This is a genomic window from Synechococcus sp. ATX 2A4, assembly GCF_024346375.1.
Lineage (GTDB): Bacteria > Cyanobacteriota > Cyanobacteriia > PCC-6307 > Cyanobiaceae > MW101C3.
Genome location: NZ_JAGQCV010000008.1, coordinates 72,758 through 86,660 on the forward strand (window position 1 = coordinate 72,758; position 13,903 = coordinate 86,660).

11 protein-coding genes and 1 tRNA gene are annotated in these 13,903 nt (G+C 66.8%); 10 read left to right on the plus strand and 2 right to left on the minus strand.

Features of this window, described 5'->3' with window-relative positions; genetic code table 11:
- Positions 1-5: 5 nt before the first annotated feature.
- The 7 genes from rodA to KBY97_RS09250 all read left to right on the plus strand — a co-directional run bounded on the left by rodA (position 6) and on the right by KBY97_RS09250 (position 9,564).
- Complete coding sequence (rodA, locus tag KBY97_RS09220) at positions 6-1,280, plus strand: rod shape-determining protein RodA (protein WP_399217574.1); 1,275 nt, start codon at positions 6-8, stop codon at positions 1,278-1,280.
- Complete coding sequence (locus tag KBY97_RS09225) at positions 1,277-2,689, plus strand: sensor histidine kinase (protein WP_315857155.1); 1,413 nt, start codon at positions 1,277-1,279, stop codon at positions 2,687-2,689. The genes rodA and KBY97_RS09225 overlap by 4 nt, the downstream gene beginning before the upstream one ends.
- A gap of 137 nt (positions 2,690-2,826) precedes the next feature.
- On the plus strand, positions 2,827-3,258 hold the full coding sequence (locus KBY97_RS09230; protein ID WP_255146551.1) for a photosystem I reaction center subunit II PsaD: 432 nt from the start codon (positions 2,827-2,829) through the stop codon (positions 3,256-3,258).
- Between the two features lie 88 nt (positions 3,259-3,346).
- Positions 3,347-4,870, plus strand: a complete 1,524-nt coding sequence (locus KBY97_RS09235) for an anthranilate synthase component I family protein (RefSeq protein WP_255146552.1) — start codon at positions 3,347-3,349, stop codon at positions 4,868-4,870.
- On the plus strand, positions 4,867-6,027 hold the full coding sequence (gshA, locus tag KBY97_RS09240) for a glutamate--cysteine ligase (RefSeq protein ID WP_255146553.1): 1,161 nt from the start codon (positions 4,867-4,869) through the stop codon (positions 6,025-6,027). The genes KBY97_RS09235 and gshA overlap by 4 nt, the downstream gene beginning before the upstream one ends.
- Positions 6,024-9,071, plus strand: coding sequence for a phosphoenolpyruvate carboxylase (gene ppc, locus KBY97_RS09245; RefSeq protein WP_399217577.1), 3,048 nt, complete (start codon positions 6,024-6,026; stop codon positions 9,069-9,071). Before gshA ends, ppc begins: the two co-directional genes overlap by 4 nt.
- Before the next feature lie 7 nt (positions 9,072-9,078).
- Complete coding sequence (locus KBY97_RS09250; protein ID WP_255146555.1) at positions 9,079-9,564, plus strand: N-acetyltransferase; 486 nt, start codon at positions 9,079-9,081, stop codon at positions 9,562-9,564.
- A gap of 58 nt (positions 9,565-9,622) precedes the next feature.
- Here KBY97_RS09250 and KBY97_RS09255 read toward each other — a convergent pair.
- Positions 9,623-9,696 (minus strand) — tRNA-Arg (locus KBY97_RS09255).
- A gap of 136 nt (positions 9,697-9,832) precedes the next feature.
- Here KBY97_RS09255 and recF point away from each other — a divergent pair.
- Complete coding sequence (recF, locus tag KBY97_RS09260; RefSeq protein WP_399217598.1) at positions 9,833-10,957, plus strand: DNA replication/repair protein RecF; 1,125 nt, start codon at positions 9,833-9,835, stop codon at positions 10,955-10,957.
- Positions 10,958-10,995: 38 nt separating this feature from the next.
- Complete coding sequence (gene speD / locus KBY97_RS09265) at positions 10,996-11,502, plus strand: adenosylmethionine decarboxylase (RefSeq protein ID WP_255146556.1); 507 nt, start codon at positions 10,996-10,998, stop codon at positions 11,500-11,502.
- 177 nt (positions 11,503-11,679) lie between these two features.
- Here speD and larE read toward each other — a convergent pair whose 3' ends face one another.
- Positions 11,680-12,588 carry an ATP-dependent sacrificial sulfur transferase LarE gene (gene larE / locus KBY97_RS09270; protein WP_255146557.1) on the minus strand — a complete coding sequence of 303 codons (909 nt, stop codon included), beginning with the start codon at positions 12,586-12,588 and terminating at the stop codon, positions 11,680-11,682.
- A 46-nt stretch (positions 12,589-12,634) separates the two neighbouring features.
- Between larE and KBY97_RS09275 the strand changes: the two genes are divergently transcribed.
- Positions 12,635-13,780 (plus strand): cob(I)yrinic acid a,c-diamide adenosyltransferase, encoded by a 1,146-nt coding sequence (locus tag KBY97_RS09275; RefSeq protein ID WP_255146558.1) that lies wholly within the window; start codon positions 12,635-12,637, stop codon positions 13,778-13,780.
- Positions 13,781-13,903 lie beyond the last annotated feature (123 nt).

Consider the following 13,903-nt stretch of genomic DNA (forward strand, 5'->3'; position numbering starts at 1 on the left):
GCGTGATGGGCTTGCCCAAAGGGCGGCAGAGCATGTTCTCGGCGCGGCGGCCCCAGCGGCGATCGCCGCTGCAGGAGATCGATCTGGTGCTGTGGGGCATTCCCCTGGCCATGACCTTCCTGGCCGGCATCCTGATCGCCAGCACCCAGCGCCAGGCTGAATTTGCCGACTGGTATCAGCACTGGATCACGGGTGGGGTGGGCCTGGTGTTGGCAGCCCTGCTGGCACGCCTGCCCTTGGAGCGGCTCAAGGGGGTGCTGCTGCCCATCTACGGGCTCACTGTGGTGAGCCTCATCAGTGTGCGCCTGGTGGGCACCTACGCCCTCGGGGCGCAGCGCTGGATCAACATCGGCGGCTTCCATGTGCAGCCGTCGGAGTTCGCCAAGCTCGGCGCGATCCTGCTGCTCGCCGGCGTGCTGTCGCGCTACCCGATCGAGCGGCCGGTGGATCTGATCCGGCCCACCGGGGTTTTCCTGATCCCCTGGACCCTGGTGTTTCTGGAACCCAACCTGGGCACCTCGCTGGTATTCGCCGCCGTGCTGCTGGTGATGATGTTCTGGGCCGGCATGCCCCTGGGCTGGGTGGTGCTGCTGCTGTCGCCGCTGGTGGCAGCGATCCTGGCGGGCACCCTCCCACCGGCGCTCGGGATCTGGGTGCCGCTGATGGGCCTGATCGCCTACCGCTCGCTGCCATGGCGCTGGATCGGCGTGGCGATCACCCTGGCGGTGCAGGGGCTGTTCACCGCCATCACCCCTTACCTCTGGATGCACGGGCTGAAGGCCTACCAGCGCGACCGGCTGGTGCTGTTCCTCGACCCGTCCAAGGATCCGCTCGGCGGCGGTTACCACCTGCTGCAGAGCAAGATCGGCATCGGCTCCGGCGGGCTCTGGGGCACCGGCTTGATGCACGGTCAGCTCACCAAACTGCGTTTCATCCCTGAGCAGCACACCGATTTCATCTTCAGTGCCCTGGGCGAGGAGCTCGGCTTCGTGGGCACGACGCTCCTATTGACCGGCTTCGGCGTGCTGATGTGGCGCCTGCTCCAGATCGCCGGCAAGGCCCGCACAGATTTCGAGTCGTTGGTGGTGATCGGGGTGGGCGCCATGGTGCTGTTCCAGGTGGTGGTGAACATCAACATGACCATCGGGTTGGGGCCGGTCACCGGCATCCCGCTGCCTTGGATGAGTTACGGACGTTCCTCCCTGCTGGTGAATTTCCTGGCGCTCGGGCTGTGCGCCTCGGTCAACCGCCATAGCCGGCATCAGCAGAGCCACTGGTGACCTCACCGAGCCTGGCCCAGATCAGGCAGCGGCTGGCTGAAGGGGTGCCGACCGGGCGCGCCGACGAGGACGGGGTGCGCCGGCAGTGGTGGGCCGCCCTGGCCACGCTGCAGAACGACTTTCTGCCCACGCTGCAGCCGCTGCGCGGGGTGTGGCTGGCCTCGCCCCTACCGGCGCTCTACGAGCCAGCCCTGCTGCGACAGCTGCAGGGCTGGGTGTGGACCCCGGCGGCGGTGGGGTCGTTGCTGCAGCCGCCGGTGGCCCTGCTGCCGGATCCGCGCGGCACCGCCCCGCCCCCGGCGGAAGGAGAAGCTGCTGCCTTTGAACGCCTGACCTTGCGGGAAGACGACGGCACCGACCCGCTGCTGCTGCTGATCACCCCCGACCTGCAGGTGGCCATGGCCCTGGAAGGGGAGCCCCAGCGCCGCCGCTTCGTGCTGCGCTTCGATCCCTCCGCCCTTTCGGCCGCCTTGCAACTGGTGGATCAGCGGCTGCAGGACACCGCTCCGCAGGCAGGGCTGCAATTGCGCAGCGCCCTGCAGCGGCTGGGCCAGTTGCGCAGCGATGAAGACATGGCACTGCGCTTCTGGCCACGGCTGGGGGAGCAGCTGGCCGCCATGGCCCCAAGCGTCACGCTGCAGCCGCTGGTGCGGCCGGGTGCCAGCGACAAGCATCACGCCGAACTCTCCAGCGAGCTGGCCCTGCTCGAAGCGCTCACCCATGAGGTGCGCACGCCCCTGGCCACGATCCGCACCCTGATCCGCTCCCTGCTGCGGCGCCGCGACCTGCCCGCCGTAGTGGAACAGCGGCTGCACCAGATCGACAGCGAATGCAGCGAGCAGATCGATCGCTTCGGTCTGATCTTTCATGCCGCCGAACTGCAGCGCCAACCACGCCAGCAGCAACAGCTCGCCCGCACCGATCTGGCAGCGCTGCTGCACCAGCTGGCCGGGCTGTGGCAGCGGCAACTGGAGCGGCGGGACCTGACGCTTGAGCTCGAGGTGGCTGAGGCGATGCCGCCCGTGCTCAGCGATCCCAGCCGGCTGGAAACCATGCTCGGGGGCCTGATCGACCGCTTCAGCCGCAGCCTGCCGTCTGGCACCACCGTATGGGTGCGGCTGCAACCGGCGGGATCACGGCTGAAACTGCAGCTGAGCAGCGATGAGCCCGGCGGCGGCCGCGACCCTGATGGGGGAAGGAGCAGGGGGCGGGGCAGCACCGCCACCGTCGGGCCGGTGCTGCGCTGGGACCCGCTCACCGGCAGCCTGCAGCTGAGCCGTCAGGCCACCCAGGACCTCTTCCGCAGCCTGGGGGGCCGGTTGACCGAACGCTCCGGCAGCGGCCTGACCGTGTTCTTTCCACTGGCCAACCAGGCGCCGGCCGCCCCCCCGCCCCGCGAACCCACCTGACTTTGTTGACGGGTGTGAAGACCAGGCACCGAGAGGCGACCGGGCTGAAATGACAGTGCTAGTTTCCAGCCGAAATGGTCAGCGGATGGTTTCTGAGACCCCCTCAGAGCCCTGCAGACTCCCCTCCCCCCACAGCCATGACAGCAACGGCGCTGAGCGGTCAACTTCCCAAGTACATCGGCAGCACCGGCGGTCTGCTCAACTCGGCTGAAACTGAGGAGAAGTACGCCATCACCTGGACGAGCTCGAAATCTCAGCCCTTCGAGCTGCCCACCGGTGGTGCCGCCGAAATGAACGAAGGCGAGAACATCATGTATTTCTCTCGCAAGGAACAATGCCTCGCCCTCGGCACTCAATTGCGCACCAAGTTCAAACCCAGGATCGAGGATTACAAGGTCTACCGCATCTTCCCCGGCGGCGACACTGAGTATCTGCATCCCAAGGATGGTGTGTTTCCCGAGAAGGTCAATGAAGGCCGTCCGATGGTGAACCACAACTCCCGCCGCATCGGCCAGAATCCCGATCCTTCCTCGGTCAAGTTCTCGGGCCGCAACACCTTCGACAGCTGAGCTTTGCCCCTGCGGCAATTCCTCGCACAAGCAACACTTAGAAAGGCGGGGCCGGTGGCCCCGTTTTTTTTGCCCGGACGTAGGCCCGATGCCCTTCCCCGATCGCGACGCCTTTCTCTCTCAGGCCAGCTCCGGCCACACCTTCCTTCCCCTGTGGGACCGCTGGCCTGCTGACCTCGAAACGCCTCTCACCACCTGGTTGAAGGTGGGCACCACCAGCAGCCACGGGGTGCTGCTGGAGTCGGTCGAGGGCGGCGAGCGGGTAGGTCGGTGGAGCTTCGTGGCCACCGACCCGCTCTGGACGCTCACGGTGCGGGGCGCCAGCGCCGAGCGCCTCTGGCGTGATGGGCGCCGAGAGCCGCTGGAAGGCAACCCCTTCGAGCTGTTGCGCGACGGTCTGGCCGGCCTGCGCACCAGCCCGATCCCCGGCCTGCCGCCGGTGGGGCAGCTGTTCGGCTTCTGGGGCTACGAGCTGATTCGCTGGATCGAGCCCAGCGTGCCGGTGCATCCCAGCGATCCGCACGGCCCGCCTGATGGCTGCTGGATGCTGGCCGACAGCCTGCTGGTGTTCGATCAGGTCAAGCGTCAGATCACGGCTGTGGCCTACGCCGACCTCAGCCAGGGGGCTGACCCCGAACAGGCCTATGCGGCAGCAGTGGAGCGCATTGCGGCGCTGGAAGCCCGCATGCATGCCCCTCTGCCCAGCAGCGTCACGCCGCTGCGCTGGCAGCCTGAGCCCACCGGGACGCTCCCTACCACCAGCAACCGCAGCCGGGAGGATTTCGAGGCCGCGGTGCGAGCCTCCCGCGAGCACATCGCCGCCGGCGACGTGTTCCAGCTGGTGCTCAGCCAACGCCTGGAAACCCGCATGCACCGTGATCCGTTCGACATCTACCGAAGCCTGCGGATGGTGAACCCATCCCCATACATGGCCTTCTTCAACTTCGGCGGCTGGCACCTGATCGGCTCCAGCCCCGAGGTGATGGTGAAGGCCGAGCCGATGGCGACAGGGGTGAAGGCCTCGCTGCGGCCGATCGCCGGCACGCGCCCCCGCGGCGCCGATGAACGCGAAGACCAGCAGCTCGAACGCGACCTGCTGGCCGATCCCAAGGAGCGCGCCGAGCATGTGATGCTCGTGGATCTGGGTCGCAACGACCTGGGCAGGGTCTGTGCGCCCGGCAGCGTCAAGGTCACGGAGCTGATGGTGATCGAGCGCTATTCCCATGTGATGCACATCGTCAGCCAGGTGGAGGGGGTGCTTGCCGCCGGCAAGGACATCTGGGACCTGCTCAAGGCCTCTTTCCCCGCCGGCACCGTGAGCGGCGCGCCCAAGATCAGGGCGATGCAGCTGATTCATGCGCTTGAACCCGATGCCCGGGGCCCTTACTCCGGGGTCTACGGCGCCATGGACCTGAGCGGTGCACTCAACACCGCGATCACCATCCGCACCATGGTGGTGTTGCCCCACCCAGACGGGGGCTGGCGGGTGCAGGTACAGGCGGGAGCCGGCCTGGTGGCAGATTCCCAGCCTGCCAGTGAATACGAGGAAACCTTGAACAAAGCGCGCGGCCTGCTCAAGGCGCTGGCCTGCCTCGGCGAGGAACGTCCATGAGCACCTCCCTGCTGACCAAGGGGTTTGAGGTGGAGCTGTTCACTGGCCGCGCTGATGGCCGGGTAGTGGGGGTGGCGGCCGAGGCGGCCGAGGCCCTCAGCGGCTTCGTGACCGAACCGGATCACCGCAACCTCGAATACATCACCGAGCCAGACGCCGATTACGGCCGCCAGCTCGGACTGCTGCTGGAGCCTCGCCGGCGGCTGCGGCACTGGCTGCAGGGCCGTGGCCTCACCCTGCTGCCGGGCAGCACCTTGAGCCTGGGAGACAGCCGGCGCTTCGAGCGCTCCGACCCCGCCAACCCTTACCACGACTTCATCGCCTCGACATACGGCACCCGCGTGGTGACCGCGAGCGTGCACATCAACCTGGGGCTCACGGCGATGGAGCCCCTGTTCGCCGCCTGCCGGCTGCTGCGCTGCGAGGCGGCACTGCTGCTGGCCCTGAGTGCCAGCAGCCCCTTCCTTGACGGGCTGGCCACCGGTGTCCATTCGCAGCGCTGGCTGCAGTTTCCGCTCACCCCCGCGCAGGTGCCGCTGTTTCTCGATCACGGGCATTACATCCGCTGGATGGAGGAGCAACTGGCGGCGGGAGCGATGCGCAACATCCGCCACCTCTGGACCTCCGTGCGGCCCAACGGCGACGACCGTCCCCACCGGCTCAACCGGGTGGAGATCCGGATCTGCGATCTGATCAGCGATCCCCGGCTGCTGCTGGCGGTCACCGCCTTCGCCGAGCTGCGCCTGAGGCAACTGCTCGACGACCCCAGCGCCCATGACCCCCTGCTCGCCAGCCGCCTGAGCCCCGACTCCCTGGCGGAGCTGGCCGATGCCAACGATCAGGCCGCCGCCCGCCGGAGCCTCGACAGCGACCTGCGCGACTGGCGCAGCGGCGAAACGATCACGGCACGGGCCTGGCTGCGGCGGGAGATCGATGCGATGGGGCCCCTGGCCGAACGCAGCGGCCTTGCCCCATGGTTGTTGCCGCTGGAGGCGGTGCTGCGGGACGGCAACCAGGCGATCCGCTGGCTGGCGCTGCACCGGCAGGGCGAATCGATCGAGGCGATCCTCAGCCGCGAGGTGGTCTGGATGGAGGAGCAGGAACGCACGTGGGATCCGGCACCGCTCAACACAGAAGCCCTGCACCCTTTGGGATGATCATGGGTGCGTCCTCTGCTGGCTCCGTCCTCATGCGGCAGTCCCTGTCCGCCCCTGCACCCATGCGCGAAGACGGCGCCATGGAGGCCGGCCTGGCGCAGCCTGCCCCCCGGGTGACCCGGCTGCTCGGTGAACGGCTGGAGCTGGTGGAAGACCTCTGGAAAACCGTGCTGCGCAGCGAATGCCCACCGGAGCAGGCCGAGCGGCTGCTGCGCATGAAGGATCTCAGTGATCCCGCCAACGCCCTCACCGCCAGCGCCACCAGCGCCGCGATCGTGCAGCTGATCCGGGACATGGACCTGGCGGAGGCAATCGCCGCGGCCCGTGCCTTCTCCCTTTATTTCCAACTGGTCAACATCCTTGAGCAGCACATCGAGGAAGACAGCTATCTGGCCAGCCTCCAGGAGGGCACACCCACCCCCAACCCCGATCCGTTTGCGCCGCCGCTCGCCAGCCAGACCGATCCGGCCACCTTCCGCGAGCTGTTCACCCGCCTGCGGGGGCTGAACGTGCCACCCGCCCAGCTGGAAAATCTGCTGCGCGAGCTGGACATCCGCCTGGTGTTCACCGCCCACCCCACCGAGATCGTGCGCCACACCGTGCGGCACAAGCAGCGGCGGGTGGCGAGCTTGATCCACCGGCTGCAGGTGAACAGCCCCAGCGATCTGCACGACGAGCGCAGCCTCAGGCTGCAGCTGGAGGAGGAGATCCGGCTGTGGTGGCGCACCGATGAGCTGCACCAGTTCAAGCCGTCGGTGCTCGACGAAGTCGACTACGCCCTGCATTACTTCCAGCAGGTGCTGTTCGACGCCATGCCGCTGCTGCGCCAGCGCATCCACAGCGCCCTGGGCTGCAGCTACCCGGATGTGGAGCCCCCCCGCGACGCCTTCTGCACCTTCGGCTCCTGGGTGGGGGCCGATCGCGACGGCAACCCTTCGGTCACCCCGGACATCACCTGGCGCACCGCCTGCTATCAACGGCAGCTGATGATTGAGCGCTACATCAGCACCGTCCAGGAGCTGCGCGACCAGCTCAGCATCTCGATGCAGTGGAGTCAGGTGAGCGCCCCGCTGCTGGAATCGCTGGAGATGGACCGGCTGCGCTTCCCCGAGATCTACGACGAACGGGCGGCCCGCTACCGGCTGGAGCCCTACCGGCTGAAGCTGAGCTACACGCTGGAGCGGCTGCGCCTCACCCACCGCCGCAACCAGCAGTTGGCGGAGGCGGGCTGGGAGGCCCCCTGCGATGCCAGCTCCTTTCCGCCGGCCCTCACGATCGGCACCGGGCCGATGGCCAGCGCTCCGCAAGACCTCCATTACGCCTCCGTGGATGAATTGCGCGCCGATCTGGAGCTGCTGCGCGACAGCCTTGAAACCACCGGTCTGAGCTGTGAGCCCCTGCGCAAGTTGCTCAGCCAGGTGCACATCTTCGGCTTCAGCCTCGCCACCCTCGACATCCGCCAGGAGAGCACCCGCCACAGCGATGCCCTCGACGAACTGAGCCGTTACCTGCAGCTGCCGGTGCCCTACGGGGAAATGGCAGAAGATGAGCGCGTCGCCTGGTTGCTGCAGGAACTGCAGACACGGCGCCCGTTGTTGCCCGCCGCCGCCGTCTGGAGCCCGGCCACCGCCGAAACCTTTGCTGTGTTCCGCATGCTTGAGCGGCTGCAGCGTGAATTCGGCACGCGCATCTGCCGCAGCTACGTGATCTCGATGTCGCACACGGCCTCCGATCTGCTGGAGGTGCTGCTGCTGGCCAAGGAGGCCGGGCTGGTCGATCCCAAGGCGGTGCGCACCTCGCTGCTGGTGGTGCCCCTCTTCGAGACGGTCGAAGATCTTCAGCACGCCCCGGCGGTGATGGAGCGGCTGTTCAGCGAACCCTTCTACCTGCAGCTGCTCGCCAGCAATGGGGAAGCCGACAGGGCCCTGCAGGAAGTGATGCTGGGCTACTCCGACAGCAACAAGGATTCCGGCTTTCTCTCCAGCAACTGGGAGATCCACAAGGCCCAGATCGGCCTGCAGCGGCTGGCGTTGCAACACGGCGTGGCGCTGCGCATCTTCCACGGCCGCGGCGGCTCGGTGGGGCGCGGCGGCGGCCCCGCCTACCAGGCGATCCTGGCCCAGCCGAGCGGCACCATGAACGGCCGCATCAAGATCACCGAACAGGGCGAGGTGCTGGCGTCGAAGTATTCCCTGCCCGAACTGGCGCTCTACAACCTCGAGACAATGACCACCGCTGTGCTGCAGAACAGCCTGGTGAGCAGCAGCCTCGATGACACCCCCGCCTGGAATGAGCTGATGGGCCGTCTCGGCGCCCGCTCCCGTCAGCACTACCGCAAGCTGGTGCACGAAAACCCCGACCTGGTGGAGTTCTTCCAGCAGGTCACCCCGATCGAAGAGATCAGCAAGCTGCAGATCTCCAGCCGGCCGGCCCGGCGCAAGAGCGGCGCCAAGGATCTGTCCAGCCTGCGGGCCATCCCGTGGGTGTTCGGCTGGACCCAGAGCCGCTTCCTGCTGCCCAGCTGGTTCGGCGTGGGGGCGGCGCTGCAGGAGGAGCTGGAGCACGACCCCGACCAACTGGAGCTGCTGAAGCTGCTCTATCAACGCTGGCCCTTCTTCCGGATGCTGATTTCCAAGGTGGAGATGACCCTCTCAAAAGTGGATCTCGACCTGGCCCATCACTATGTGCAAGCCCTGGGCCGGCCCAGCCATCGCGAAGCCTTTGAAGGCATTTTTGACGTGATCGCCGCAGAGTTCACGCTCACCCGTGATCTGGTGCTGAAGATCTCCGGCCACACTCGCCTGCTCGATGGCGACCCTGCCCTGCAACTCTCGGTCGATCTGCGCAACCGCACGATCATTCCGCTGGGCTTCCTGCAGGTGGCCTTGCTGCGCCGGCTGCGCGACCAGCACCGCCAGCCGCCGATGAGTGAAGTGGCCAGTGATGCTGCCACCGATGGGCGCACCTACAGCCGCAGCGAACTGCTGCGCGGCGCCCTGCTCACGATCAACGGCATTGCCGCTGGCATGCGCAATACAGGTTGAACGCTGCTTGATCCCGTTTCGCAACCAACCGGCCGTGCCGCGTCTCCCTGATGGGTATGTCCTGGAGAGTGAACCTTCCCCCCATCCCGGTGAGCTGAACCGCCTGCTCATGGCCTGCGGCGAGCCGCAGCGCAGTGAGGCCAAGCTGGCCCAGGTGCTCCTGCGCAGTTCCTGGCAGCTGAGTGTGCGCAACGCCGCCGGAGAGCTGGTGGGCTTCGTGCGTGCCACCAGTGATCAGGCGCTGAACGCCAACCTCTGGGACCTGGCCGCCGCCCCCGGCGACGAACAGCAGCAAGCGGTGCTCACCGTGTTGGTGCATGCCGCTCTCTCCCGCCTGCGCCGTGAGCTAAGTGGTTGCAGCATCTCGGTGGCGGCACCACCGGAAGCCCTGCCAGCCCTGCGCCGCTATGGCTTCCTGGTGGATCCCGGTGGCATCCGTGCCATGGGCCTGGGCCTCAAGGAGGAAGCCTCCGCCCCCGCCAGCGAGGGGTGATCACCACAGCCAACGGCTGAGTGACAGCAGACAATGAAGAGGGGAGAAATGAATGAAGCGAGCATGGAGGGATTCGAACCCCCGACCCTCAGAACCGGAATCTGATGCTCTATCCAGCTGAGCTACATGCCCGTGTACGGCGCAGTGGGCCGGATCACGTGGGTGGACAGGCAATGCCTGGCGACCTTGATGGGAAGACAATGCCTTCACCACTCGGCCTATCTTAGCCGCAAGCCGCCCCAGACCCATTCGGCTGCATCGCCTGGAGCTGCTGCATTTCCGCAATTACGCCCAGCTGGAGCTGGAGATCGAAGCCCCACGGCTGTTGGTGATCGGAGCCAATGGCGAAGGCAAGTCGAACCTGCTGGAAGCGGTGGAGCTGCTCGGCAGCCTGCGCTCGCATCGCACCGGCAGCGACCTCGACCTGATCCAGCACGGCGAAAGCCACGCCAGCGTGCGCGGCTTCTGCCGTGAGCTGGCAACGGCAACCAGCCATGGCGCGGCCAGCGCCAGTGACGCCCTGGAACTGGAACTGCGCCAGCGGGGCGGACGCACGGCACGGCGCAACGGCAAGACCCTGAGCCGCCAGCACGATCTGATCGGTCCGCTGCGCTGCGTCGGCTTCAGCGCCCTTGACCTGCACCTGGTTCGCGGCGAACCGTCCCTGCGGCGCCAATGGCTCGACCGGGTGGTGCTGCAGCTCGAGCCCGTCTATACCGAATTGCTGAGCCGCTACGCCCGCTTGCTGCGGCAGCGCAGTCGCCTCTGGCGCGGGGGCCTGCCCGGGACGGAGCAGGAGGCCCTGCTTGATGCCTTCGACCTGCAGATGGCGGTGGTGGGAACCCGTCTGCACCGGCGGCGGCGGCGCGCGCTGACGCGCCTGCAACCACTCGCGGCCGCCTGGCAGGCCCGGCTGAGCGGAGGCCGGGAACAGCTGGAGCTGCGCTACCAACCCGGCAGCGTGCTGGAGGGGGAGGAGGAGGAGGCCCCATGGCGGGACGCCCTGATCGAGCAGCTCCAGCGTCAGCGCCTGGAGGAACGTCGGCTGGGCCAGTGCCAGGTGGGGCCGCACCGCGACGAGGTGGGCCTGTTGCTCGGCGATCAGCCGGCACGCCGCTTCGGCTCGGCCGGCCAGCAGCGAACCCTTGTTCTGGCGCTGAAGCTGGCCGAGCTGGAGCTGGTGCAGCAACTCTGCGGCGAGCCGCCCCTGCTGCTGCTCGACGACGTGCTTGCCGAGCTCGACCCCACCCGCCAGCAGGTGCTGCTTGAAGCCGTGGGCGAGGCGCATCAGTGCCTGGTGAGCGCCACCCACCTGGAAGGTTTCAGCGATCGATGGGCCGCAGGCTCCCAGCGGTTGGGGATCGAAGCAGGGGCGATCCGGTCTTCCCCTTGAACTGGGCACTAGGATGCATTGCTGTTTGTACAGATTCGATGACCCAGACCCTGCCCTGCCTCCACCCCAACCCGGGATGGAACGGAGCCCAAAGCCTCAAGAGCCCTAAGCACCCCACGTCCCCTGCCCCGGCTGAACCCGTGGCCAGCTCACCTGAAACCATGGTGGGCAAACACTGCATTCTCGAGCTCTACGACTGCAACCCGCAGAAGCTCGACGACGAAGCCTTCCTCAGGACCGCCATCACGACAGCAGCGAAACGTGCTGGCGCCACTCTCCTGAACCTCATCACCCATCGGTTCGAACCGCAGGGCGTTACGGGGCTTGCTCTTCTGGCCGAATCCCACATCTCGATCCACACGTGGCCGGAATCCGGTTACGCCGCCGTCGATGTGTTCACCTGCGGGGATCACACCATGCCGGAGCGGGCCTGTGATGTCCTTGGCAAGGAACTCGGTGCCACCCGGCGGAAGTTGAAGAGCTTCCGGCGCGAAACCCCCGCTTCGATCGCCGACGGAATCCGCGAACCCGTACCCGCCGTCTGATCCAGGCGGGTGCACGTCTATCGGGCCAAGGTGGGCGGGCGTTCAAGTGCCTTGCCCACCTTTTTCAATGTCTGGCCATTGCTCTCGGCAGTTTTCAGGCCGTTGTCTTGCCATTGCTTGGCCTCTCTCTGACCACTCAACGTCCCATGGACTGAACGTCCCATGGGTTGACACCCCTCAGCTCCGTTCCATTGGTGCACCTGGCAACTGGCGGTTCAACTTGCCGCTCACCAGACCTTCCAGGTCCAGGCTCACGGCGGTGAATCCCAGGCCCAGGAACGTGTCCACCAATTCCTGCCGCGGCAGCCGGATCAAAAAGGAGTCGAGCTGATCGGCGGGCACCTCGATCCGGGCCGTCTCCCCCTGCACCCGCACCCGCAACTCGCGCACCCCCTGGCGGCGCAACCAGTCTTCGGCGCGCGCCAGGCGTTCAAGGCGCTGTGCCGTGATCGGCTCGCCGTAGGGGAACCTGGAGGAGAGGCACGGCTGGGCAGGTTTGTCCCACCAGGGGAAACCGAGCGCACGCGAGATCTGCCGCACAGCCGCCTTGTCGATGCCGAGTTCCGCGAGCGGTGAGATCACCCCATGCTCCCGGGCGGCCTCGATCCCCGGGCGATGATCGCCGAGGTCGTCGAGGTTGACGCCATCGACCACCTGCAGGCCGCTGCCGGCGGCGATCCGATCCGCCAGCACCCCGTGCAGCTCCTTCTTGCAGGCGTAGCAGCGGTTGGCAGGGTTGCGGAAGTAGGCAGGATCCTGCAATTCAGCGGTGGCCACCTCCTGGTGACGGATGCCCATCCAGGCCGCCTGCTGGCGTGCCTCCTGGAGCAGATGGGGGGCCAGGGCAGGGGAAACACCCGTCACGGCCAGGGCCGCATCGCCCAGCTGTTCGGCCGCCACCGCTGCCACCAAGGCGCTGTCCACCCCACCGGAATAGGCCACCACCACAGCGCCAAAACCCTGCAGCCGAGCGCGCAACCGCTCCAGCAGGATGCCCAGATCGGCCGGCAGGGCCTCCAGCTGGCGGTGCAGGGCAGGAGCAGTGGCGCCCTGGCCCACCTGAAACGGCAGTGCTGGTGAAGACATTCCAGTCACTGCCGATCGTTAGCATCTGATCGTAGAAGCCGGGGCCATGGCAGCGACCACAAGCAACGGCCGGGGCATCGGGATCCGCACGGCCGCAGGTAGCAGTGAGCGCAGCCACGGCCAGTTGCACGTCTACGACGGCGAAGGAAAAGGGAAAAGCCAGGCAGCCCTCGGGGTGGTGTTAAGGACCATCGGCCTGGGAATCTGCGAGCAGAAACGCACACGGGTGCTGCTGCTGCGCTTTTTGAAAGGCCCGGGGCGCGCCTACGACGAGGACGCGGCCATCGAAGCGCTGCAGCAGGGCTTCCCCCACCTGATCGATCAGGTGCGCACCGGCCGCGGCGATTTCTTCACCGCTGGCGAAGCCACGGCCTTCGACCGGCAGGAAGCGCAGCGCGGCTGGGACATCGCCAAAGGGGCCATCGCCAGCGCGCTCTATTCCGTGGTGGTGCTCGATGAGCTCAACCCGGTGCTCGACCTGGGTCTGCTGGAGACGAGCGAGGTGGTGCGCACCCTGGCGGACAAACCGGCGGGGATGGAAGTGATCGTCACCGGCCGGGGGGCACCGGCCCAACTGGTGCAACTGGCCGATCTGCATTCAGAGATGCGGGCCCATCACCACGAGGATCAGGGCGGCCGGCTCACCGGAATCGAGATCTACACCGGCGAGGGCAAGGGCAAATCCACCAGCGCCCTGGGCAAGGCGCTGCAGGCGATCGGCCGTGGCATCAGCCAGGACAAAAGCCACCGGGTGCTGATCCTCCAATGGCTCAAAGGCGGCACCGGTTACACCGAAGATGCCGCCATCGCCGCGTTGCGCGAAAGCTATCCCCATCTGGTGGATCACCTGCGCTCAGGCCGCGATGCGATCGTTTGGCGCGGCCAGCAGCAACCGATCGATTACGTGGAAGCGGAGCGGGCCTGGGAGATCGCCCGGGCAGCGATCGCCAGCGGCCTCTACAAAACTGTGATCCTCGATGAACTGAATCCCACCGTGGATCTGGAGTTGCTGCCGGTGGAGCCGATCGTTCAGACCCTGCTGCGCAAGCCGGCTGAAACCGAAGTGATCATCACCGGACGTTGCAAGAATCCACCGGCCTATTTCGATCTGGCCAGCGTTCATTCAGAGATGGTCTGCCACAAGCACTACGCCGAGCGCGGTGTGGATCTCAAGCGCGGCGTCGACTATTGACCAATGACTGATTAAAGCGATCCTGCCCATCTCCCATTTAAGCAATCCATTCCTGCGCAAGCTTCTCCATCGATTCATTCCCCCACAGACGTTTCTACGCAACGGCTTCTGCACAAGCACAAG